The 22,304-nt window shown below is 65.3% G+C and carries 23 protein-coding genes, 1 tRNA gene and 1 pseudogene; 17 read left to right on the top strand and 8 right to left on the bottom strand.

Going from position 1 to position 22,304, the window contains the following annotated elements; translation table 11 throughout:
• On the bottom strand, window positions 1–192 hold a 192-nt coding region (locus JNM03_RS18120; RefSeq protein ID WP_294038813.1), incomplete at its 3' end, for a transaldolase family protein.
• Window positions 193–404: 212 nt separating this feature from the next.
• Here JNM03_RS18120 and radA point away from each other — a divergent pair.
• The 4 genes from radA to JNM03_RS18100 are packed head-to-tail and all read left to right on the top strand — an operon-like array spanning window position 405 to window position 4,624.
• A complete protein-coding gene (radA, locus tag JNM03_RS18115) occupies window positions 405–1,766 on the top strand; it encodes a DNA repair protein RadA (RefSeq protein ID WP_294038811.1) in 1,362 nt (453 codons plus the stop codon).
• Between the two features lie 10 nt (window positions 1,767–1,776).
• Complete coding sequence (locus JNM03_RS18110; RefSeq protein WP_294038809.1) at window positions 1,777–2,325, top strand: CvpA family protein; 549 nt, start codon at window positions 1,777–1,779, stop codon at window positions 2,323–2,325.
• Window positions 2,322–2,750, top strand: a complete 429-nt coding sequence (locus JNM03_RS18105; RefSeq protein WP_294038807.1) for an iron-sulfur cluster assembly scaffold protein — start codon at window positions 2,322–2,324, stop codon at window positions 2,748–2,750. Before JNM03_RS18110 ends, JNM03_RS18105 begins: the two co-directional genes overlap by 4 nt.
• Window positions 2,751–2,758: 8 nt before the next feature.
• Window positions 2,759–4,624: a cation:proton antiporter gene (locus JNM03_RS18100; RefSeq protein WP_294038806.1), complete on the top strand. Its 1,866-nt coding sequence runs from the start codon at window positions 2,759–2,761 to the stop codon at window positions 4,622–4,624.
• A 10-nt stretch (window positions 4,625–4,634) separates the two neighbouring features.
• Here JNM03_RS18100 and JNM03_RS18095 read toward each other — a convergent pair whose 3' ends face one another.
• The 3 genes from JNM03_RS18095 to JNM03_RS18085 all read right to left on the bottom strand — a co-directional run bounded on the left by JNM03_RS18095 (window position 4,635) and on the right by JNM03_RS18085 (window position 7,669).
• A complete protein-coding gene (locus tag JNM03_RS18095) occupies window positions 4,635–5,915 on the bottom strand; it encodes an MFS transporter (RefSeq protein ID WP_294038804.1) in 1,281 nt (426 codons plus the stop codon).
• An 81-nt stretch (window positions 5,916–5,996) separates the two neighbouring features.
• Complete coding sequence (gene aroB / locus JNM03_RS18090; protein WP_294038802.1) at window positions 5,997–7,106, bottom strand: 3-dehydroquinate synthase; 1,110 nt, start codon at window positions 7,104–7,106, stop codon at window positions 5,997–5,999.
• On the bottom strand, window positions 7,094–7,669 hold the full coding sequence (locus JNM03_RS18085; protein ID WP_294038800.1) for a shikimate kinase: 576 nt from the start codon (window positions 7,667–7,669) through the stop codon (window positions 7,094–7,096). Before JNM03_RS18085 ends, aroB begins: the two co-directional genes overlap by 13 nt.
• Window positions 7,670–7,775: 106 nt before the next feature.
• Between JNM03_RS18085 and JNM03_RS18080 the strand changes: the two genes are divergently transcribed.
• The 4 genes from JNM03_RS18080 to JNM03_RS18065 all read left to right on the top strand — a co-directional run bounded on the left by JNM03_RS18080 (window position 7,776) and on the right by JNM03_RS18065 (window position 13,095).
• Window positions 7,776–9,590, top strand: coding sequence for a hypothetical protein (locus JNM03_RS18080; RefSeq protein WP_294038799.1), 1,815 nt, complete (start codon window positions 7,776–7,778; stop codon window positions 9,588–9,590).
• Window positions 9,583–10,515 carry a tyrosine recombinase gene (locus tag JNM03_RS18075; protein WP_294038797.1) on the top strand — a complete coding sequence of 311 codons (933 nt, stop codon included), beginning with the start codon at window positions 9,583–9,585 and terminating at the stop codon, window positions 10,513–10,515. The genes JNM03_RS18080 and JNM03_RS18075 overlap by 8 nt, the downstream gene beginning before the upstream one ends.
• Before the next feature lie 9 nt (window positions 10,516–10,524).
• Window positions 10,525–11,472, top strand: a complete 948-nt coding sequence (locus JNM03_RS18070; RefSeq protein WP_294038795.1) for an acetyl-CoA carboxylase carboxyltransferase subunit alpha — start codon at window positions 10,525–10,527, stop codon at window positions 11,470–11,472.
• Between the two features lie 126 nt (window positions 11,473–11,598).
• A complete protein-coding gene (locus JNM03_RS18065) occupies window positions 11,599–13,095 on the top strand; it encodes a M48 family metalloprotease (protein WP_294038793.1) in 1,497 nt (498 codons plus the stop codon).
• Window positions 13,096–13,195: 100 nt separating this feature from the next.
• Here JNM03_RS18065 and JNM03_RS18060 read toward each other — a convergent pair whose 3' ends face one another.
• Window positions 13,196–13,363: a Flp family type IVb pilin gene (locus JNM03_RS18060; RefSeq protein ID WP_294038791.1), complete on the bottom strand. Its 168-nt coding sequence runs from the start codon at window positions 13,361–13,363 to the stop codon at window positions 13,196–13,198.
• 137 nt (window positions 13,364–13,500) lie between these two features.
• A complete protein-coding gene (locus JNM03_RS18055) occupies window positions 13,501–13,680 on the bottom strand; it encodes a Flp family type IVb pilin (RefSeq protein WP_294038789.1) in 180 nt (59 codons plus the stop codon).
• Window positions 13,681–13,764: 84 nt separating this feature from the next.
• Between JNM03_RS18055 and JNM03_RS18050 the strand changes: the two genes are divergently transcribed.
• Window positions 13,765–14,175 (top strand): (deoxy)nucleoside triphosphate pyrophosphohydrolase, encoded by a 411-nt coding sequence (locus JNM03_RS18050; protein ID WP_294038787.1) that lies wholly within the window; start codon window positions 13,765–13,767, stop codon window positions 14,173–14,175.
• A gap of 10 nt (window positions 14,176–14,185) precedes the next feature.
• Here JNM03_RS18050 and JNM03_RS18045 read toward each other — a convergent pair whose 3' ends face one another.
• Entirely contained in the window at window positions 14,186–14,977 is a 792-nt protein-coding gene (locus JNM03_RS18045) for a methyltransferase domain-containing protein (RefSeq protein WP_294038785.1), read from the bottom strand.
• Window positions 14,978–15,167: 190 nt separating this feature from the next.
• Between JNM03_RS18045 and JNM03_RS18980 the strand changes: the two are divergent.
• From JNM03_RS18980 to JNM03_RS18010, 8 genes and pseudogenes are all read left to right on the top strand, one after another.
• Window positions 15,168–15,338 (top strand): annotated as a pseudogene (locus tag JNM03_RS18980) (double zinc ribbon domain-containing protein); the annotation flags it as partial.
• Between the two features lie 9 nt (window positions 15,339–15,347).
• Window positions 15,348–15,953, top strand: a complete 606-nt coding sequence (locus tag JNM03_RS18040; protein WP_367236035.1) for a ComF family protein — start codon at window positions 15,348–15,350, stop codon at window positions 15,951–15,953.
• A 4-nt stretch (window positions 15,954–15,957) separates the two neighbouring features.
• Window positions 15,958–16,218, top strand: coding sequence for a glutaredoxin 3 (gene grxC / locus JNM03_RS18035; RefSeq protein ID WP_294038783.1), 261 nt, complete (start codon window positions 15,958–15,960; stop codon window positions 16,216–16,218).
• 2 nt (window positions 16,219–16,220) lie between these two features.
• The gene (locus JNM03_RS18030) at window positions 16,221–16,694 is read left to right on the top strand and encodes a DUF1178 family protein (protein ID WP_294038782.1); all 474 of its coding nucleotides are present in this window, start codon (window positions 16,221–16,223) and stop codon (window positions 16,692–16,694) included.
• 50 nt (window positions 16,695–16,744) lie between these two features.
• Window positions 16,745–16,821 (top strand) — tRNA-Arg (locus tag JNM03_RS18025).
• A 693-nt stretch (window positions 16,822–17,514) separates the two neighbouring features.
• On the top strand, window positions 17,515–17,655 hold the full coding sequence (locus JNM03_RS18020) for a hypothetical protein (RefSeq protein ID WP_294038780.1): 141 nt from the start codon (window positions 17,515–17,517) through the stop codon (window positions 17,653–17,655).
• 48 nt (window positions 17,656–17,703) lie between these two features.
• Entirely contained in the window at window positions 17,704–18,414 is a 711-nt protein-coding gene (locus JNM03_RS18015; protein WP_294038778.1) for a lasso peptide biosynthesis B2 protein, read from the top strand.
• Complete coding sequence (locus tag JNM03_RS18010; protein WP_294038777.1) at window positions 18,411–20,180, top strand: asparagine synthetase B family protein; 1,770 nt, start codon at window positions 18,411–18,413, stop codon at window positions 20,178–20,180. The genes JNM03_RS18015 and JNM03_RS18010 overlap by 4 nt, the downstream gene beginning before the upstream one ends.
• Here JNM03_RS18010 and JNM03_RS18005 read toward each other — a convergent pair.
• The gene (locus tag JNM03_RS18005) at window positions 20,177–22,162 is read right to left on the bottom strand and encodes a prolyl oligopeptidase family serine peptidase (protein WP_294038775.1); all 1,986 of its coding nucleotides are present in this window, start codon (window positions 22,160–22,162) and stop codon (window positions 20,177–20,179) included. The genes JNM03_RS18010 and JNM03_RS18005 overlap by 4 nt on opposite strands.
• Between the last annotated feature and the right edge of the window lie 142 nt (window positions 22,163–22,304).

Raw genomic sequence — 22,304 nt, 5'->3', positions numbered from 1 at the left:
CGCATGGTCGAGCGCAACCACCTCCGCCGACACCGGGCCGTCGACGATGGCGCAGATCTCCTTCGTCACTTCCTTGAAGTCACGGCCCGACTTCGCAATCAGCGACGGGTTCGTCGTTACACCATCCAGCAGACCCGTCGCTGCCAGTTCCTCAATGTCCGCAATCTCGGCTGTGTCGGCAAAAAACTTCATGGTGCGGGTGTTCCTGCTGGATGGGTGATTCGGGCGTTGCTGATCCCCTAGAACCCTTTCCCCGTCATTGCGAGCGGAGCGACGCAATCTCCGGCCATCGACCTTGCGCAAAGGCCGATGGCCGGAGATTGCTTCGTCGCCTGCGGCGCCTCGCAATGACGGAGAGGGCAAAAGCGCTGGCGTTCCATCTTTGTTCCGATTAAGCGAACGGCATGGCCAAAGCGAAGCGTCAATATGTCTGTCAGAACTGCGGTTCCGCCACCTATCGCTGGCAGGGGCAGTGCGCCGATTGCGGGGAATGGAACACGCTGGTCGAAGAGGCAGCGGAAACCACCTTTTCGGCCAAGCACGATCTCAGCAAGGGCGGGCGAACGCTCGCACTCGAGACCCTCGATGCGCACAGCATCCTGCCCGAGCGGATGCTGTGCGGCATTGCCGAATTCGACCGCGCGCTGGGCGGCGGATTCGTCGCGGGGTCGGCGACGCTGATCGGGGGCGATCCGGGGATCGGCAAATCGACGCTGCTGTTGCAGGCGGCGGGGCGGCTCGCGAAGGCTGGCCGGTCGGTCGTCTATATCAGCGGCGAGGAAGCGGCCGCGCAGGTGCGGCTGCGCGCGCAGCGGCTGGGGCTTGGTGACGCGCCGGTCGCGCTCGCCAGCGCGACCTCGGTGCGCGACATTCTGGCGACGCTCGACCGGCAGACCGCCGATTTCGTCGTGATCGATTCGATCCAGACGATGCACAGCGACCTGATCGAAAGTGCGCCGGGTACGGTCAGTCAGGTGCGAGCCAGCGCGCAGGAACTGATCCGTTATGCCAAGGACAGCGGTGCGGCGATCGTCCTGGTCGGCCATGTGACCAAGGACGGCACGATCGCGGGACCGCGCGTGCTGGAGCATATGGTCGATACCGTGCTGGCGTTCGAAGGCGAACGCAGCCACCAGTATCGCATCCTCCGCGCGGTCAAGAACCGCTTTGGCGGCACCGACGAGATCGGTGTCTTTGCGATGGGCGAAGAGGGGCTGGGCGAAGTTTCAAACCCGTCGAGTTTGTTCCTGACCGACCGCAGCCGTGACGTGCCGGGTTCGGTCGTCTTCCCGGCGCTGGAGGGCACGCGCCCCGTGCTGGTCGAAGTACAGGCGCTGACCGTGCGGCTGGCGAGCGGCGCGACGCCGCGTCGCGCCGTGGTCGGCTGGGACAGTGGTCGCCTCGCGATGGTGCTTGCGGTCCTGGAGGCGCGCTGCGGGCTCCAGATGGGCGGGGCCGAAGTCTATCTGAACATTGCGGGCGGTTATCGCCTGACCGATCCCGCCGCCGATCTGGCGGTTGCGGCGGCGCTGATTTCGGCGTTCAGCGAGCGGCCGGTGCCGGCCGACGCGATCGTCTTTGGCGAATTGTCGCTGTCGGGCGAAATCCGTCCCGTTGCCCATGACTCTCTGCGCCTTCGCGAAGCCGCAAAACTGGGCTTTTCAAGCGGGTGGGGGCCAAAGGGCATGAAGGCTGTGAACGGAATCGGCGTCACTGGCTTTGCGCGGCTCGGCGAACTCGTTGACCTCATGCTCGGTCGCGATTAGCGACCGGCACATGGCAAATCTGACCGCCCTCGATATTCTTGTGCTGACATTGGTCGGCGGCAGCGCCGTGCTCGGCTTCATGCGGGGCCTGGTGCAGGAGGTGACGAGCCTCCTCGCCTGGATCCTCGCGATCGTCGCGGTGCGCTTTTTTCACGGCGCGGCCACCGACCTGATGGCCGGCTGGGTTGGGACAGCGGGCGGTGCCGCCGCGCTGGCTTTCGTCGTCCTGTTCGGCGGGGTCTTCGCCATTACGAAATGGGGCTCGCGCGCGATGGGTCAGCGCAGCCGCGCGTCGCTTGTCGGCGGCTTCGATCGCGGCCTGGGCGCCGGTTTCGGGGCCGTGAAGGGGCTGATGATCGCGACGATCGGCTTTATGGCCGTTACCCTTCTCTATGACATTGGCTATGGCAATGCGCAGCGCCCGGCGTGGATCATCGACAGCCGGACCTATCCCGCGCTCAACGCGACGAGTTCGGCGCTGAGCAAGGTGATCGCCGATCGGCGTGCCGAGGCGCGTGCGGCCGAAAAGGGCAGCGCGTCGGCGGCGCCATCGCAATGAGCGCCGCGCTTTATAACCGCGACATATTGGCGCTCGCGGTCGCGACTGCCGATTTCCCGCCGCTCGATGCGCCGCGGCACCGCGTCTCGGCGCGGGCGCCGCTTTGCGGCAGCGCGATCATCCTCGATCTCGACACCGACGAGGCGGGGCGGATTGCCGGCGTCGGCCTGCATGTCGAGGCGTGCGCCCTCGGGCAGGCCTCGGCCGCGCTGCTTGCGCGCCACGCGGCCGGGCAGGGGCTGGCCGAGATCCGCGCCACCCGCGATGCGATGGCCGCCTGGTTCAAGGGGGAAGGCGACGAGCCGCGCTGGCCCGGCTTTGCCCTGCTGGTGCCTGCTCGCGACTATCCGGCACGACACGGCGCGATCCTCCTGCCCTTCGACGCCGCGATCGCAGCGCTCGAAGAACCGGCTACCGCCGCGTGATCCTTGCCATGCTGACCGCGGCGGCGACCGACGTCGTCGCCGAGACGGCCACCGACGCGGCGCTTCTTGAAGGGGCGATCCTGCTCGGGGTCGCCACGCTGTTCGTCCTGATCTTTCGCCGGCTCGGTCTGGGTGCGGTGCTGGGGTACCTGATCGCGGGCGCGCTGGTCGGTCCGCACGGACTGGGTCTGGTCGGTGGCGGCGAATCCAAACTCGCATTTGCCGAAATCGGTATCGCGTTCCTGCTCTTTCTCGTCGGCCTAGAACTGCATCCCCGGCGGCTCTGGGATCTCCGGCGCGCGATCTTCGGCCTCGGTCTGGCGCAAGTGGTCGTGTCGGGGCTGATCCTCGCGGTGCTGATCTTCGCGACGCTGGGCTTTAGCTGGCAGGCGGCGCTGGCGCTCGGCCTGCCGCTCGCGCTGTCATCGACCGCGCAGGTCTTGCCCAGCCTCAAGAGCTCGGGGCGCATCAATTCGCCCTTTGGCGAGAAGGCTTTTTCGGTCCTGCTGTTCCAGGATCTCGCGATCGTCCCGATGATCACGATCATCGCTGCGCTGTCGCGTGCGCCCGCCAACCCGTCCGCGCCGCCCGGGTGGCAGATGGCGCTGTATACGGTCGGCGCGATCGTGGTGCTGGTGCTGGCGGGCCGCTTCGTCGTCAATCCCCTGCTGCGGCTCGTCGGCCGCTATGGTGAGCGTGAGCTGTTCGTCGTCGTCGGGCTGCTGGCGGTCCTGGCGAGCGCGGCGTTCATGCACAGCCTGCACCTGTCGACCGCGCTGGGTGCGTTCGTTGCCGGGATGATGCTCGCGGACTCGCCCTATCGGCACGAGATCGAGGCCGATGTCGAACCCTTCCGCCTCGTGCTGCTCGGGCTGTTTTTCCTCGCGGTCGGCATGGTGCTCGACGTCGGTGTCGTTGCCGAGAGGCCGCTGCTTGTCGTGTCGCTGGCCGCCGGGCTGGTTGCGGTGAAAGTCGCCGTCCTCACCGTTCTGGTCCGGCTGTCCGGCAAACCCTGGAACATGGCGCTTGGCCTCGGGCTGTTGCTGAGCCAGGGCGGCGAATTCGGTTTTCTGCTGTTCACCCAGGCAGCCGACGCGCAGTTGATCCTGCCGTCGGCGGCCAGCCTGTTCAGCGCGGTGGTGACATTGTCGATGGTGACGACACCGTTCCTGATGCTGTTCGCGCGCAATCTTGAATTCGCGCCCGCCACCGACACCGACCTCGATGACCCCGAGAATGCGCCCCGGGGATCCTCGATCGTGATCGGCTATGGCCGCTTCGGACAGATCGTGGCCCAGATGCTCCACGCGGTCGATTGTTCGGTCACGCTGATCGACAGGAAGCCGAGCCAGATCGAGCTGTCGGGGCGTTTCGATACCAAGGTCTATTTCGGCGACGGTTTGCGGATCGACGTGCTGCGCCGCGCGGGCGCCGAAGACGCCACGCTGATCATCTTTTGTACGGACGATCGCAGCATCGATGCGGCGGCGCTTGCCCCGATCGTCGATGCCTTTCCCAATGCGCGCGTGCTGGCGCGCGTCTTTGACCGGCGCCAGTTGCTCGCGATCGATGGTGCCGGAGCGGTGGGCGCGGTGCGCGAAGTGTTCGAAAGCTCGATCGCGCTCGGCCTGATGGCGCTCCGCCAGCTCGAGATCGAGCCGCGCGAGATCGAGGATGTCGAAAGCGCGCTGCGGCAGCTCGACGCCGAGCGGCTCGACATGCAGATCAGCGAAGGCGACCTTTCTGCGGGGCGCGACCATCGTTTTGTCGCGGGCGGTGGGCGACAGGCGTCGAGCGTTCTGGAGGCGCTGCGCGAGCGACGGCAGGCGGCGAAAAAGGCGCGCGACGACGCCGAGGGCGAAGCGGCGGCTTAGGGTCCTGTCCCTAACGCCCGCGCGCCATTCGCCCGGCCGACCAGGTTGCCAGAAGCAACGTCGGCACCCCCGCGATCGTCATCGCCAGCAACAGGTCGCCGCCGACCATCCGGTCCGACAATGCCCCTGTGACCAGCGGCCCGACCGCGCAAAAGGCGGCGATGACGAAGCTGTAGATCGCGAAGCAGCGTGCGCGCAGATCGGCTGGCAGAATGTCCTGCAGGATCGTCGGGATCAGCGCGTTGGCGGTACTGGTCAGCGCGAGGAACAGCGCGATGGCGGCCAGCGCCTGCGCCTCGCTGGACGCCGCCGCGAGCCAGACCAGACAGGGGATGGCCAACAGCGCCCCGGCCGCCATGACCGTGGGGCGCGCGGCTTCGCCGAACCGCGCCTGCAACAGCCGGTCGACCGTTCCGGCGACGACCAGACTGCCGAGACTGGTCACCAGCGTGGTCAGCCCCAGCGCGTGGCCGGTGGGGATGAGATCGGCATCATAGCGGCGGACGAGCGCCAGCGCGGCGAGCGGCGCGACGGCCTGTACCGCGACGGCAAGACCCCCTGCCGCGCCAAGGAAGAGCAGAATCCGGCGCCGGTTCTCCGAAAGGAAGGATGCGAGCGCACCCGATCCGTCGTCGCGGGCGGTCGCGATGGCGGTACGCGGCGGATCGGGCAGCAGCAGTCCGGCGGCGAGCAGCGGCAGCGCGAGCAGGCTGAGGCACAATAGCGCCGTGCGCCACGGGTCGAACCCCGCCGGCGCGATCGTCCCGGCGAATTCGAGGAGGTTGCCGCCGAAATAGAAGCCGGCGCTTGCGCCCGTTGCCATCAGCGCGGCGAACGCGAGGTTCGACGGCACGCGGTGCCGGTCGCTGACCAGATCGGGGATGAGCGAATAGACGATCGGGATCATCGCGAATTCGGTGATCCCCGACGCGGCGCGTCCGATGAAGAAGAGCGGGAAATTGGGAGCGAAGCCGGCAAGCGCGGTGAGCAGACCCCAAAGCAGGATCAACCCGAGCAGGATCGTCTTGCGCGAATATCTGTCGGCAAGGCGCGCGAGAGGCACGGCCAGCGCGCTGGCCACCAAAATGCCGGCGATCCCGTGGAGCGCGCCGATGACGGCATCGCCGACGTCGAAACTTCGCTGGATCGCGGGCGAGAGGATCGATTGCAGCCCGCGATCGCTCATCTGGACGCCGGCGGTGACCCCGAGGAAGGCGACGGTCCAGAAACCCGCAGGCGTGGTCAGCCTGTCGCTGGCGTTCGGTCCGGCCGTATCGGCAAGTGCACCCAAATCTCGACCCCCGTGCTGCACATATTGCGAGTCATTTGCAACTGGCTAGCGTGCTGCGGGCGCAAGGGAAAGCGTCTATTTTCAACTACGGATGGGTGAGCCGTCGAGAAATGCCGCGACCGCGTCGAGGCCATAGTCTTCGGTGACGAAGCTCCGTCCGATGCCGCGCGTCAGGATCAGCGGCAGTTTGCCGCCGCGTACTTTCTTGTCGTGCGCCATATGAGCCGCGAGTGCTGCACCGCCGATGTTGACTCCTGCGCTCGCGAGGCTGTGCGGCAGGTCGACGCTGGCCAGATGGTCGCGGACGCGGTCGGCGTCGGCGGCAGGGCAAAGCCCGTTCGCGGCCGAGAATTGATGCGCAAGAACCATGCCCGCCGCGACCGCTTCGCCATGGAGCAGCCGATCCGAATAGCCGGTTTCCGCCTCGAGCGCGTGCCCGAAACTGTGCCCCAGATTGAGGAGGGCACGGATATCCTGCGTCTCGCGCTCGTCAGCGGCGACGATGCGCGCCTTTGCGGCGACGCTGTGTGCGATGGCGCGGTGCCTCGCATCGCTGTCGCCGGCGAGCAGGGCGGCCCCGTTCGCTTCGCACCAGGCGAAGAAATCCGCGTCGTCGATCAGCCCGTATTTGACGACCTCGGCATAGCCCGCACCCAGTTCGCGGCGGGGAAGGGTGGTCAGCGTCGTCGGGTCGATGACCACCAGCGCCGGCTGATGGAAGGCGCCGATCAGATTCTTGCCGGCCTCGACATTGATCGCGGTCTTGCCGCCGACGCTGCTGTCCACCTGCGCGAGCAGGGTCGTGGGAACCTGGATGAAATGGCAGCCGCGCTTGACGATGCTGCACGCGAAGCCGACGAGGTCGCCGATGACGCCGCCGCCGAGTGCGATGACGTGGTCGCTGCGTTCGACCCCTTCGCCGATCAGCCACTCGGTCAGCCGCGCGAGCCCCGCCCAGCTCTTGGTGCTTTCGCCGGCAGACAGGACGAGCGAGGAGAAGGAGATATTTTCCGCGCCGAGCGAGGCGCCGAGCGCGACCAGATAATGCGGCGCGACGTTCGTATCGGTGACGATCATCGCGCGCGGACGTTTGAGCAGCGGCGCGACATGACGCCCGATATCGCGAAGCAGGCCGTCGCCGATCAGGATCGGGTAGCTGCGGGCCCCAAGATCGACGGTCAGGCTTTCCATTGCGACAGCTCCTGCAAGATCGCGCGCACCGTATATTCGTGCGGGCTCGATGCCGAACTGACGCGGATATGCGCCTCGGCATAGATGGGATTTCGCACCGCTGCGAGTTCGCGCAGCACCTCGCCCGCGTCGCGGTCCTTCAGCAGGGGGCGATGGCTGCGCCGCGCGGTTCGTTCGACGAGCGTCGGGATGTCGGCGTCGAGCCAGATGCACAGGCTGTCGCGCAGGATCAGCGCGCGCGTCTCGTCGTTGATGAACGCGCCGCCTCCCGTCGCCAGCACATGTGGCCTTCCCGCCAGCATCCGCGCAATCACGCGCCGTTCGCCATCGCGGAAATGGGCTTCGCCGAACTTCGCGAAAATATCGGAAATCGTCATGCTCGCGGCGCGTTCGATTTCGTCGTCGGCATCGGCAAAGGCCATGCCCAGCCGCATCGCCAGCCGCCGACCGATCGTCGACTTGCCCGACCCCATCAGACCGACGAGCACGATCGACCGCTCGCGGATCGCGGCGGGGATCGGTCCCGGGGCGGCCGAAGCCGGGCTTTTCGGGTTTCGTGACATGCTGCGCGCGGCTATACCGACCGAAGCGCGCGGAACAATCATTTTGCTGCGATGCACAGAGGATATGGGTGGACGTGAGCGACAAGATCATCGAAAGCGGCGCGCGATGACGAAGAAATTGTTGACGCTGACGCTGGGCCTGTCGGGCACCGCCATGGCCGCCGCGCTCGTCCTGCCTGCGCTGGCACAGGAATCGCTGCTTCCGGAAGGTTTCGGCAACCCGTCCGAAACGCCCGCCCCCAAATCATCTCCGACCCCTTCGCCGACCGCGTCGCCGACGCCGACGCCATCGTCGTCTGGATCGCCTTCGGGGGTCACGCCGCCGGCGGTCGTCGCGACGACAAGCGATGTCGCAAGCGAGGACGGCGAGGAGGCGACCGAGGAGGATGTGGAAGGTTCGGGCGGCCTCAAATATGATCTGCCGCCCGGCGCGCGCCGGCTGTTGACGCGCATCGGCCCGCTGACCCCCGAAAGCGGAGGACTTGCGCCCGATGCATTTGGCGTCCGGGGCCAATATGCCGCTGCGATCATGCGGCGGACGAATGGCACGCTCGCCTCGCGCTGGGGCCAGATTCTGGTCCGCCGCGCGTTGTCGTCGGCGATCGATACGCCCGACACGATCAACGGGGCGGACCTTGCCGCCGACCGGGCGGGGCTGCTGCTTCGGATGGGCGAATCGACTGCGGCGCGCTGGATCGTCCAGTCGGTCGACTATGACCGCGCGAGTCCGCGGCTGGTGCAGGTGGCGCAGCAGACCTTTCTGGCGAACGCCGACCCGGCCGGTCTTTGCCCCTATGTCGGCGCCGGGCTGGCCCATGGCGAAGAACAGTCCTGGCGGCTGGCGGCGGGGATTTGTGCCGGTCTGTCGGGCGAAGCGGGGCCGGCGGGCTGGGCGATCGCGCGGGTGCGATCGAGCGGCCGGATCAGCAATTTCGACATCCTGCTGGCCGAACGGGTGCTGGGCGCGACTGGCGCCGGCCGTCGCTCGACGACCATCGAATGGACCAAGGTCGACCGGCTGACGAGTTGGCGCTTTGGGATGGCGACCGCGACAGGGATCGGCATCCCGGACGAGCTGCGCAAGACCGAACCGGCCTATATGCGCGGCTGGACGGTATTGGCGCCGATGACCGACATGCCCGACCGGATCGCGGCCGCGCCGGATGCGGCGGCGCGCGGCGTGCTGTCGAGCGAAGCCTATGTCTCGCTGCTGAGTGCCGCATCGAGCGAAGAGGAGCCGCCCGAGGCGATCGCAGGGCAGATCGACCAGCTTCGCAACGCCTTCGGCGCGGCCAATGGCGGCGATCGCTATGCGGCCATGCAGACGCTGTGGGCGGCAGGTTCGGACCCGGTGCATCAGTATGCCGCGATGGTGGCGACGGCGCGGGCCGCGGCGGGCCTGCCGGCGAACACCGATGTCGGGACGGATCCCTGGCAGCTTCTGGGTTCGATGCTTGCGGGCGGCTATGACATCAGGGCGATGGACTGGGCGTCGAAGATCAACGTCGGCAGCCGCGCGTGGGGCGTCCTCGCGGTGGGTTCTCCGCGCCCGCTTAACGGCATGAGTGCGAGCAATATCAACAGCTTTTCGGGCAGCGATGACAGCGATGCCTCGCTGCGTTCGAAATTCCTTGTCGCGGGTCTGGCGGGGCTCGGCCGGCTGGACGACGGGCAGGCGGCGTCGGCGGCGAGCGAACTCGACCTCGATCTTGGTAAGCAGACGCGCTGGACGCGCGCCATCCGGACCGCGGCCGAGCGGCGCGAACCCGGGATGGTCGCCTTGCTGGCGGCCGCGGGGATGCAGGGCGACTGGTCGAAGCTTCCGCCCTATCATCTTTATCATATCGTTCGCGCGCTGCGCGACGTGGGTCTGGATTCCGAAGCGCGGATGATCGCCGCCGAAGCGCTGGTGCGTGTCTGACGCGGTACTGATCGACCGCTTCCTCGAGATGATGGCCGCCGAGCGCGGTGCCGCGCGCAATACGCTGGCGGCCTATCGCCGCGACCTGGAGCAAGCGGCCGAACTCGTCCGGGGCGCGCTTGGCGATGCCGATGCCAGTGATTTGCGCCAGTTGATGGTTGGCTATCGATCGTTGGCGGCAAGCAGCGCAGCGCGCAAATTGTCGGCGTTGCGCCAATTCTTCGCTTTTCTCCTCGACGAGGGCGATCGGACCGATAATCCCGCGCTCGACATCGCCCGCCCTGCGACCCAGCGGCCGTTGCCGCGCCTGCTGACGCACGAAGACGTCGAGCGGCTGTTTGCGCAGGCGGGGGAGGAGGCCGGCGGAGAGGCTGCGCCGGGCCAGGCCGTGCGGATGCTGCTCTTGCTCGAACTGCTTTATGGTTCGGGGCTGCGTGCCAGCGAGCTGGTGTCGCTGCCGCGCCGGGCGATCGCGGGCGGGCGCGAATTCCTGATCATCCGCGGCAAGGGCGACAAGGAACGGCTGGTGCCGCTGTCCGAGCGTGCGCGCGATGCCATCGAGCGCTGGCTCCCGTTGCTTGCCGAGGGATCGCCCTGGCTGTTTCCGTCGGGCAGATCGCATCTTTCAAGGGTCCGGCTGTTTCAGATGCTGCGCGAGCTGGCTGCGCGCTCTGGCATCGACCCGGCGGCGATCAGTCCCCACGTCCTGCGCCATGCCTTTGCGACCCACCTGCTCGAAGGCGGAGCGGATTTGCGCGCGCTGCAACTGATGCTGGGCCATGCCGATATCGCGACGACCGAAATCTACACCCATGTCGACAGTCGCAGGCTGGTCGAACTGGTCAACCGGCGGCATCCGTTGGCGCGTATGGGCGCGGGCGATTCGCGCCCGGCAGGCGTTGACCTCGATGGCCCTTCGTCCTAGCGACTGCGCATGACAGCCTTTCTGGATTTCGAGAAACAGGTCGCGGCCCTCGACCGGCAGATTGCCGAGCTGCGGGAGATGGGGGACGACCCCTCGCTCAACATCGACAATGACATCGCACGACTGGAGGACAAGTCCTCGAAATTGCTGCGTGAAATCTATTCCAAGCTGACGCCCTGGCAGAAGACGCAGGTCGCGCGGCACCCCGATCGCCCGCATTTCAAACATTATGTCGCGGGTTTGTTCGACGATTGGATGCCGCTGGCCGGCGACCGCAATTTCGGCGACGATCAGGCGATCCTTGGTGGGCTTGCGCGGTTCCGAGGCCGCCGCGTGATGGTGATCGGCCACGAAAAAGGCGACGATATCCCCTCGCGCATGAAGCATAATTTTGGGATGGCCAAGCCCGAGGGCTATCGCAAGGCGATCCGCCTGATGCAGCTTGCCGACCGCTTCGGCCTTCCCGTGGTGACGCTTGTCGACACCTCCGGTGCCTTCCCCGGCATCCAGGCCGAAGAGCGTGGCCAGGCCGAGGCGATCGCGCGATCGACCGAGCAGTGCCTCGGGCTTGGCGTGCCGATGGTCGCGGCGATCGTGGGCGAGGGCGGATCGGGCGGTGCGATCGCGCTGGCCGCAGCGAACCGCGTGCTGATGTTCGAACACGCCGTCTATTCGGTGATCTCGCCCGAGGGCTGTGCCTCGATCCTGTGGCGTACGTCGGACAAGGCCGCCGACGCCGCGACGGCGATGAAGATGTCCGCGCAGGATCTGCTCGGTCTCAAGGTGATCGATCATATCGTCCCCGAGCCAGTGGGCGGCGCGCATCGCGCTCCCGAAGTGGCGATCCGATCGCTCGGCGATGCGATTGCGCAGGAGCTCGATTCGCTGGCCGGGCTGCCCCGCGAGACGTTGCTGACTGTGCGCGAGGAAAAGTTTCTCGCCATGGGCCGGGGTTGAATTCCGGAACCCGATCCGCGCCTGCCGCGTTCAGGATTCGATTCAGGCGACGCCTCGTTCAGACGGCTTGCCTTGTGGCGTTTCGAGGATATCTCTGAACGGACGCGCTGAGTGGGAGGCACTTCGATGACCCGGACTTATGGAAAGAGGCTGGCGGCCCTGTTGGTGTTGGGCGGTGTCGCCTTTACGGGCGCGGCGGATGCGCAGCTGAAGGCGATCCGGACCCAGACCAACATCACGCCCGCCGAGCGCAAGCAAGGCGATGAAGCGCATCCGCAGTTGCTGCAGGAATTCGGCGGGGCGTACGCCGGCCCGCAAGCCGCCTATGTGAATCGCATCGGACAAAATATTGCCGTGCAGTCGGGGCTGTCGCGTTCGCCGAGCGATTTTACCGTCACGCTGCTGAATTCGCCGGTCAACAATGCGTTCGCGATCCCCGGAGGCTATGTCTATGTCACGCGCCAGTTGATGGCGCTGATGAACGATGAGGCCGAACTGGCCGGTGTGCTGGGGCACGAGGTCGGTCATGTCGCGGCGCAGCACAGCAAGAAGCGCCAGTCGGCGGCGACGCGCAATACGATCCTTGGCGTGCTTGGGGCGGTGATCGGCGGCGCGATCGGGGACAATGGTGGACTGCTGGGAGGGCTCGGCGGCCTGCTTCAGAATAACGCGATGCGGGCGGCGCAGCTCGCGACCCTAGGGTTCTCGCGCAGCCAGGAGCTGGAGGCCGATCAACTTGGTGTCCAGTATCTGAAGAAGGCGGGCTATGACCCGGTGGCGTTGTCCACGATGTTGGCGAGCCTGGCGAACCAGACGGCGCTCGAAGCCCGGGTCTCGGGCGGCGATGCGCGCGCGATCCCCGAATGGGCCAGTACCCACCCCGATCCCGCGTCGCGCGTGAAGAATGCGCAAACGCTGGCCGCCAGGGTCGGTGGCGGCGGCGTGCGCAACGCCGACGCCTTTCTCGCTTCGGTCGATGGCGTCCTTTATGGCGACGATCCGGCGCAGGGCGTCGTCGAAGGGCAGGAGTTTCTGCATCCCGACCTTCGCCTGAAGTTCGCCGTGCCGAGCGGCTATGGCATGCAGAACGGGGCGACGGCGGTGCTGGTCAGCGGCAATGGCGGGCAGGCCCAGTTCACGACCGCGGCCTATAATGGTGACATGAACGCCTATATTTCGGCGGCGTTCAAGGAAGTGGCGGGCAAGGCGTCGCTCAGTCCGGGCAACATCCAGCGAACGACGGTAAACGGGATCCCGGCCTATTATTCGGTCGCTCGCGCGAACACCCAGTCGGGGCAGGTCGATGTCACCGTCTTCGCCTATGAATTTTCGACAAGCAGCGCGTTTCACTTTGTCACGCTGACCCAGGCCGGCGGTGCGGGCGTGTTCGATTCGATGTTCAAGAGTGTACGGCGGCTGAGCGCGGCCGAGGCCGCCGCGATCAAACCGCGGCGTGTCGATGTCGTCACGGTCGGTCGCGGCGATACGGTCGCGACGCTATCGCGCCGCATGGCCTACAGCACCTATCAGACCGAGCGGTTTCAGGTACTGAACCGGCTGACCGCCTCGAGCCGGCTGACGCCGGGGCAGAAGGTCAAGATCGTGGTCTACGCCAGCCGCTAAGCGCGCAGACTAAAGAAAAAGGGCGGTGGAGTGATCCACCGCCCTTTCTTTTTTCCTACGCCGGTTCGGCGAACCGAACCGGAGCTGGCTATTCGCCAGATTAGGTCGTCTTCAGGCCGGTATCGACCTTCGAGAACGTCGTGCTGACGCTCTTGCCGACGGCCGTCATGGCCGAAATGCCGGCAACGGCGATGAGAGCGGCGATCAGGCCGTATTCGATGGCGGTCGCAGCCTTGGTATCGCGAACGAACTTTTTGATGAACTTCATGTCTGGTCTCCTGACAATCACTTACCCTGTTGACGGTCTGGTCGTGGTCAACAACTGCAGATTAGGGCGAATTGGTTTTGAAAATCTTAATGCCTCGCCCGACGTTTTCGGCTTTTTCAAGTCCCGATTTAGGACGCTCAACCCCCGCCCATCGCATTGACCGACGTATCCGACACCTTGGTCCACATCTTGTTGGTGGAGGTGCCGACGGCGGTAATGGCCAACATTGCGGCGACAAAAATCAGGGCCAGGATTAGCCCGTATTCGACGGCTGTGGCGGCCCTGGTCGACCGCAGCAGCCCATGAAACTTGTTCATTGTTCCGCCCCTAATTGAAGTTATAGTTCCCGAGGCTTCCGAGGGTCGCACAGGAAGGTTAACAATTTGTCCGGGTTCGGGGGCGTGACTGCCGCAAGAAAAACACTCATTGTCGTAGCGGCAGCGCTTGTCGATCGCGACGGCCGGTTGCTGGTTCAGCAGCGTCCGGAAGGCAAGCCGATGGCCGGATTGTGGGAGTTCCCGGGCGGCAAGATCGAACCCGGCGAAACGCCCGAGCAGGCGCTGATCCGCGAACTGGCCGAAGAACTGGCGATCGATGTCGATCATGCCTGCCTTGCCCCCGCTTGCTTCGCGAGCGACAGGCTGGACGACAAGCACCTGCTGTTGTTGCTTTTTGTCTGCCGCAAATGGGGCGGAACCCCCATCGCCCGTCATGCCAGCGCGCTTCGCTGGGTGCGGCCGGTGGAATTGCACGGGCTCGACATGCCGCCCGCCGACAAACCCCTGATCGGCCTCCTCGAAGCGCTGATCTAGGGTCCTGACCCTAGGCTTTCGGTTTCAACGCATTGATGAGCGATGTCGTGGCGCTGCCGCGGCGGGCGGGTTGTGGCTGGTCGGGGTGCGGCGCCCACCCGCTGAAATGAATGACACGAAAAATTTCCGCGATTCGTCCGTCGGGATCGGCTTGCGCCGCGAATGCCGCTGCGATTCGCGCCGCCTCCTCGCGGGTCAGCGATGGCGGTGCGGGCGCAAGTCGTGACGATAATCCGCACGCGCGCAGATCGCGTACCAGAGCGAACCAATCGCGATAGCGTACGGTGAGCGCGTCGACGTCGACGACGGGAAGCGCAAAGCCCGTGCGCTGGAGCAGGTTGCCGGTCGCCGACAGGTCGATCTGGGGATGCAGCCGCGCGATCGGCCGCACGCCGTCGCTCGTTACGGCACGGCGTTGGGTCGGCAGGCTGCCGTCGCCGACGAAGGCGCCGAGTAGCAGCCCGTCGGGTGCCAGCAGAGCTCGCATCCGCACCAGCGCTCCGGGAACGTCGTTGACCGCATCAAGTCCGCCCGGCCACAGGATCAGGTCGAACGTGCCGAGTGGCAGGTCGATCGTATCGGCCTCGCCGACGAGGGCACCGGTCGAAGCCGCAACGCGGGCTCCGGCTTCGAACAGCGTCAATTCGGTTCCGCTCGCGCGCAGATGTGCGATCAGGGTGTGGTCGTGCGCTCCGATCAGCAGTGTGCGCCGAAACGTTCGTGTCACCATCGACAGCCGGTCGAGCAAGGTCTCGGCGATGATCGGCGCGAGGAAATTGGCCTCCGCGGGCAGCCGCGCCATCCGGTCCCGCTGTGCGGCATGACGGGCGGAGGAAAAGAGTGAGGGCGACGGCGACATGGGGGCGCTTGTGCCTCGGGGTTCCATGCTTCACAAGTGCGACATGAGCGTGGCAACCGGGGACGCTGAAATCGAAACGCCGCGCGGCGCGGATCGCGCCCTGTTTGGCGTGGCGTGACAGGCCGCGCGCGCGATCATCGATTACGCGCTGCCGCCGCGCTGTCCGGGCTGCGGAGTCGTCGTCGGCAAGGACCGGCAATTCTGCCTGGCCTGCTGGACGTCACTGCATTTCCTGGACGGCCCCGCCTGTGCGCACTGCTCGTTGCCATTGCCGATGGCGCCCGCGGGCGGCGAAGCGACTTGTGGCGCCTGTATGGCCGACCCGCCGCCCTTTCGCGGGGCGCCGTCGGCCGTCGCTTATGGCCCCGTCGCGCGGACTGTCGCCTTGCGGCTCAAATATGGTCGGCGGACAGGGCATGCGCGATTGATGGCGCAGCTGATGGCGCGCCCGCTTGCGGCGCTGCGCGGGGATGAGGAGATGCTGCTTGTTCCGGTGCCGCTGCATCGCTGGCGGCTGTGGTCGCGTAGTTTCAACCAGGCCGCGCTTGTCGCTGCCGGTTTGACGCGGATCACGGGCACGCCGCACGACTCCCATCTTCTTGTCCGCCGGAAGGCGACGGCGGCGCTGCGCGGCAAGGGCCGCCGCGAGCGGGAGCGGATCGTCGCCGGCGTGTTCGCGCTCGTCCCCGATGCGCGGCACCGCGCGGCGGGCCGGCATCTCGTGCTGATTGATGACGTTCACGCCAGCGGCGCGACGCTGCGCGCGGCGGCAAGGACGCTCCGGAGATGCGGTGCCGCGCGCGTTTCGGCCTTGACCTGGGCGAGAGTGGTTCCCGACGCGGCGCTGACGGGTGGGGCGGGCGACATATTTGACTTTGCCGACGTTGATTCCGATATGCAGGGCGAAAGGATGATGTAGCCGCATGGCCAAGATCGAAATCTATACGAAGGCGTTCTGCCCCTATTGCACGCGCGCGAAGGCGCTGTTGGACGGCAAGGGTGCCGATTTTCAGGAAATCGACGTGACGATGGATCGCGCCGGTTTCGACGCGATGGTCGCGCGGTCGGGCGGCCGCCGAACCGTGCCGCAAGTCTTTATACACGGCACGCATGTCGGCGGCAGCGACGATCTCGCGGCGCTGGATGCGAAGGGCGACCTCGACGCCATGCTTCGCGCGGCCTGATCTTGATCGTATTCGACCTCTGCTGTGTCGCCGGCGACCACCGCTTCGAAGCATGGTTCGCGAGCAGTCAGAGCTTCAGCGACCAGCAGGCGCGCGGCTTGATCGCCTGCCCGGTCTGCGGCGACGTCGATGTGAACAAGGCGGTGATGGCGCCCCGCGTCGGCGCCAAGTCGAACCAGCTTCCGGTCGAAGCGGCGCCAGCGATGCCGTCGGCGCCGGCCGCTGCCGAGCCCACACCCGAACTCGTCCGCAAGGTGCTTGCTGAAATCGCGGCGAAGCAAGCAGAGATGCTGCCCCGCTCGCGCTGGGTCGGGCGCGACTTCGCCGATGCCGCGCGGGCGATGCACGAAGGGCGGGCGACAGAGGATCTGATTCACGGCCAGGCCTCCCCCGACGAAGCACAGGCGCTGCATGACGACGGGATCGCCGCCATGCCGCTGCTGGTACCGATCGCGCCGCCCGACACCCTGAACTGAACCGCGCCGATTGACCTGCGCCGCTCCCCGCCGCTACACGGTCCGCCGGCGCACCCGTAGCTCAGCAGGATAGAGCATCAGATTCCTAATCTGGGGGCCGTGGGTTCGAATCCCGCCGGGTGCACCACGTTTTCCGCCATTTTCTAACCTTTATCTTTCCGTTGTTCGTGGCTTAGAATTTCTAGCAATCACATAGCAAGCACCAAAAAAACCCGTTTGCGGTGCGATTGCGGGCTCCTCGGCGCTTAAGCCTCGCTCGGCGCGCACATGTTTTTGCGACCGATCGAAGAGCTGCGAGTGTGTGGCGGGCGTGCCATTCGGCATGGCTATATGTTGCATGTAGGCATCACACACGAAGTTTCCGCTACGGAATGGTAAATCCGCTGGCATGTTATCCTGCTTGGTATTAGCGCACCGACGCGACCCGAATGGAGGGCTCCCTTCATTCACAATCTTGGCGGCCTCTCGGGGCCGCCTTTTTTGTTCCAGCTTTCGCTACGGCGCGCCAGACGAGCGACGCCGATCCCCAAACAACATCCGGTGTCGGATGCAGTTGAGGTTGCACAACATCCAATCTCCAGCAGAGTTGAATTGCACCTTTATCTGTAAAGGCGCGTGACCGGGATTCGACACGTATGTCCAGGCGATACGCTAAAGGTGTCGATGCGCATTCCCAAACGCGTGTTTCCTCTACTCGGTCACCTTTTTAGCTAGCGGGCTCCGACGATTATAATCCGATTATAAAATGGATTGCACTTTCCGGCCTCCATATTTTGGGACTGCGACTCATTTCGGTCGCAATTTGTGGAAAGGAAGTGCCATGAAAAAGCTCGAAAACGACACCGGCGTCGTCGATCTGGGCGATGTCCGTGTCGAAACCAAGGGCATCGACCCGGTCGGTCCTGTCGATCTCCAGACGGGACTGCGCAAGATCGACGGCGGCATCCAGGCCGACGACTGAGCGGGCCCGGCGTGCGGTTCGAATCCGGGCCGCACGCCACTCGCTGATTTGCTGCCGCGAAGCGGGGGTGATCTTGTGACCGACTTACAGACCGCTGTCGCCAAGCCAGATGCGTCACTGGCACGCGGGACCGCAATCCATCCCCATTATCGCCTCCGCGTACATCTCCGTGTGTGCAAAATCGGTCAGCGCTTCATCTTTCTTGATCTCGCCGCCAGCCGCTACTTTCTCCTCGAAAGCGAAGCTGCCGCGCGGTTTGCGGCTTTTCGGGAAGGCTCCTCCGATTTTCGCGAGCTCGACTGGCTTTGCGGTCACGGCATTATCGAGCCGGGCGTGCCGGCTATGTCCGCCGAACTGCCGATCGCCGCAGCGCGCAGTCTGATCGACGAGCCTTTGGATCGCCCGGCTCCATGGATGGTGGCGGAAGCGCTTGCCGTGCAGCTTGTCGCTCGCCGCCAGGTCCTCCGCGCCTCGCTCATGGATATCCTTCGTCCCGTCCCCGGTAGGAAAGATGCGAAAACTTGCGGCCCGGTCGTCGCGGCTTGCCATATCGCCGCGCGTTACCGGTCGGCGACAGATCGGTGTCTGCCAAACGCGGTCGCGATGCGCAAAATGCTTGCCAGAAGAGGCATTGCCTCGGAGCTGGTAATTGGAGTCATGCTGCCGTTCGCGGCGCATTGCTGGCTGCAGTCTGGCGAAGTTGTGCTGAGCGATACGTTCGGCCGCATTCAAAACTTTCATCCGCTGGCTGCAGCATGAGCTACTGGTTTCACGCCGAGATTTCTCCCGCAGGCGAAAGTCCGCGTTCGAAAAACCCAATAGGCTCGGTTGAACAATTTGAATATTCGAACCGCTTCGCGCGCGTTGGAAGTGGGCTGCCGCTGCTTCCCCTCGGACAGCGTGGCTGCTTGGCCGGCTATCTTTTTCGACGCGAGGCTCCATGCGGGCGAGTTTTCGAATTCGACGCCGACGCCATCGACGCTGCGGTACGCACGCGCGGGGCGTCGCTCCTCGCCGATTATTGGGGCGGATATGTCGCGATCATCGAATGTGGCGACGGCAGCATTGATGTCATCCGGGATCCGTCCGGGATGCTGCCTTGCTACGTCCGGCACGGCGAAAACTCGACCCGCGTTGCGAGTGACATGACGGAACTGGTACCCCCCGGCGCAGCCAAGCTAGATTTCGACACCATCGCGAGAATGTTCGCGAGCATAGACGCGCTCGGCCGCAGGACTGCGATCGCGGGTGTCGAGGAGTTGCTGCCCGGAGAACGTCTCAACGTCGCGGCCTCGGGCTCAAGCGTGACCGTGGCTTGGTCGCCTTGGAACTACATGCAGCGCCGGTGTCGCGCGAGCTTTGCCGAGCATGCCGGCGCGCTCCGCGGGGCGGTCAAACAATCGGTCGGCGCGTGGACGACATGTTTCGATTCCATCCTGCTTGGCGTGTCGGGCGGTGTGGACAGCAGCATCGTTGCCGCTGCGGCGATACCGCGAACGCCCGGACTTCGCCTTCTGACGCTGGTTGAACCCGGCACCGAAGGTGACGAGCGGCGCTATGCCGAGGCACTTGCTGCCACGCTCGGCCCCACGCTCTCGGCACCATGCTTTGATCTTGGCACAGTCGATGTAACGAGACCCACGTTGCCGCACTTTCCCGTGCCACTCGCACTGCCGATCTTCCAAGCCGTCAGTAATATTCACCGCGCGGAGGATCGGAGCAAGCCTGTCGACGCCTACTTCACGGGGAATGGTGGCGACAATATCTTCTGCAACATTCATAGTGCCGCTCCGCTCATCGACCGGCTGCTCACCCATGGTGCGAGAGCGGGCGCATGGCGTACCGCCCGCGACCTCGCTGATCTCACCGGTTCGTCATTTGCCGAAGTTGTTCGTCACGGCTGGCACCGGTTTCGCAATCGACATGCTCCGCACCGGATCCGCTTCGATCTCACGGGACTCACCCCGCGTGCTGCCGCTGCCGCGATCGAAGAAGGCGATCGTCACCCTTGGCTCGACGCACCGCCCAGCGCGCTACCCGGTCAGAAAGCCTATGTCGCGATGCAGGCGCGCGGACAAAAAAGCGTCGAACTTTATCCCCGTCGAACGAACGCTCCGCAGATTGCGCCACTGATGTCACAGCCGATACTCGAACTTTGCCTCGGGATTCCAACTTGGCACGCTGTGCATGGCGGTCGCGACCGCGCGGTCGCGCGCGCCGCCTTCGCCGCGGATCTTCCGCCCCTGATCGTTGATCGAAGAACCAAGGGGAGCCCGCAAGGTTTTCTGCGTCGGATATTCGAGGCGCAGCTGCCGGCGGCATTGGAACTGCTCGCCGGGGGCCGCCTTGTCGAGGCCGGCGTCGTCGACCCTGCCTTTATAGGCCGCACCGCCGCAGAAGCTTGGCGCAGCGACGGGCGCGACCATCGCATCCTTGCCTTTGCGGCCGCCGAGACTTGGGTGCGGTGGTGGGAGAGCGGCGCGCGAAGTGACGTCGCGGAACCTGGGACTTCAGCGCCAATCTAGCGGCAGCGAGCCGGCAATGCCCCCTTCATCGCGTCCCACCCGGCATAACGGTCGGCAAACGGGGATTCAGGATCGCGTTTGTCGAGCAGCCAATAATCGAACCACGCAATATTCTCCTGCATCGCCGCCATGCGGTTGGAAGGGATGTGAAAAACATGGGTTTCGTCAGATGCCGCGCTTTCACCCGGGAACAGGCTGATCTGGGTCGGGACGGCGGCTTTGCGTAGCGCGCGGTAAAAATCGATTGATGCGGCGTGCGGCGCCGCGACTTGCTGGAGGATGGCGCCGCAGGCTTCGCCCGCGCGCAGCGACGGCGAAAGCGCGAGATAATTGGGGAGCGCCTGGGGATCGTACGGCAGTCCTCCGAAGACCGCGATGTAACTTTCGGGCATATCGGCTGCCGCTACCGGCTCGAGGTAGCCTCCGTCACCGCTGGAAGCCGCACGGAAGAAGTTCGACTGGGTCATCGCCACATTTACGAGCTGCGAGCCGCGACTATATCCTGCGATGCCGACGCGCTGCGGATCGACGATGCCTTCGCGCGCCAGTTCAGTCACCGCGTCTTCGAAACTTGCCGCGGCAGTGAGCCAGAGCAACTCGCGCATCTTCTCGGGTGGAAGCGCCTTGCCCTGCAGCCCCCAAGCCTGATCCGCGGCGCGGATTTCGGGGTTGAGGCGCGAGCTCGCCTCGTTGATGAGCAATATCACATAGCCGCGCTCGGCAAAGGTCTGGACCGGGTACTCCCACTGGTTATCCTGCAGTGCAAAGCGCTGGTCGGCATCATTGCCATGGGTGACGACAATTGCCGGATAGCGTTGTCCCTTCTGGTAACCGCGCGGCCATACGATATAGCCGCTGACCTTGTGCCCATAGCGATTGGTCCAAGCGCGCGGTGTCACCTGCAGGGGCGTTATCTTCTCGTGCTCGGGCGATACCGACGCAACGCGCATTGTTCGCCCAGATCTGACGTCGACGGTGACGAGCGTGGGTGGTTGTGTCTGGCTCTCCGCGAGGCATGCCGCAATGGCAAGCGTCGGGGTGAAGTCGCACTTGGTCAGGCTCCCGTCGCTCCAGATCGGCCGCACGCCGTCTCGCGTGACGACACCGATCCCGAAGCGCGGATCGTCCAGCGCCCTTATACTGACGGCCGTCGTTTGCGCGTCCGGTGATCGGGCGCCGCCAAAAGTGGCGCCATGGCCGATCGAGAAGGGATGTTTGCCGTAACTGTGGCGCTTTCCGTCTTCGCCTACCTCGACGATCTCGCGCTGGTCGCCAAACCCTTCGGTCGAAAGCTGACCGCCGCGCGGCCCGACCATCTGCCAGTAGACATAGTCGCGGGTCGATGCGATTTCGCGTGCGCGTTTGTCTGAGAAGGACCAAGCCATCGTAACACGGCGCTGACCGCCGCTATTGTCAGTGTCCATGACGGGAAATTGAAAGCCGTCCTTGTTCCATACGACATCTCCCTTGGACATGGTCGACAGCAGGTCGGTACGCGGACGGCGCGCGATCAATGTCACTTGCCCATTCGCCGCGCGGAGATGGAGAGATGCCGTCGCTTGGCCCGTCAGACGTCGCAATCCCCGTTGCTCGCTCACCTTCTCATCGAGCAGGATTTTGCCCTGATCGCTGACGGAATCGAGCGTGATGTGGAAGAGCCGACGCCCGTCGGGAGACCAACTGTATGCACGCACCCCAACCGTAATCGGAGCATGCGCGACGCCGGGGAAAAGCCGCCCGTCGATGTCGCCAAACTTCGCGGTCGCCGGGTGAACTACGATCGGATCGACGCGGCCGTCGGCCTCGATGCGGTAAAGTTGCACTCCTTGGCCGCGATCGACGAGCGCGCTCCACGCGCTGCTGCCGGGGATGCGCCGCACCTGATCGATCCACGGCGAGCGCAAGACTTCGCGACTCTCGCCGCTTTCGAGATCGGCAAGGATGAGCCGCGCGTCCGTCTTGTTGCTGGCTGCATCCGCCACACGGGTAACATAGGCCGCACTCTTTCCGTCAGCGGCAACTGTGACTGACCACAGCCGAGGTACAATTAGCTGGTCAGCGAGCGTCCAATATCGGCCGTTCGCGCCGCTGCTCGACTCCGTGGTTTTCGGCGCGCCCCGTTCC

Origin of the sequence: Sphingopyxis sp., from assembly GCF_016793825.1 — a bacterium.
Taxonomy (GTDB): domain Bacteria; phylum Pseudomonadota; class Alphaproteobacteria; order Sphingomonadales; family Sphingomonadaceae; genus Sphingopyxis.
The sequence above is the reverse complement of the archived record's forward strand: the minus strand, read 5'-3'. Positions and strand labels throughout refer to the sequence as shown.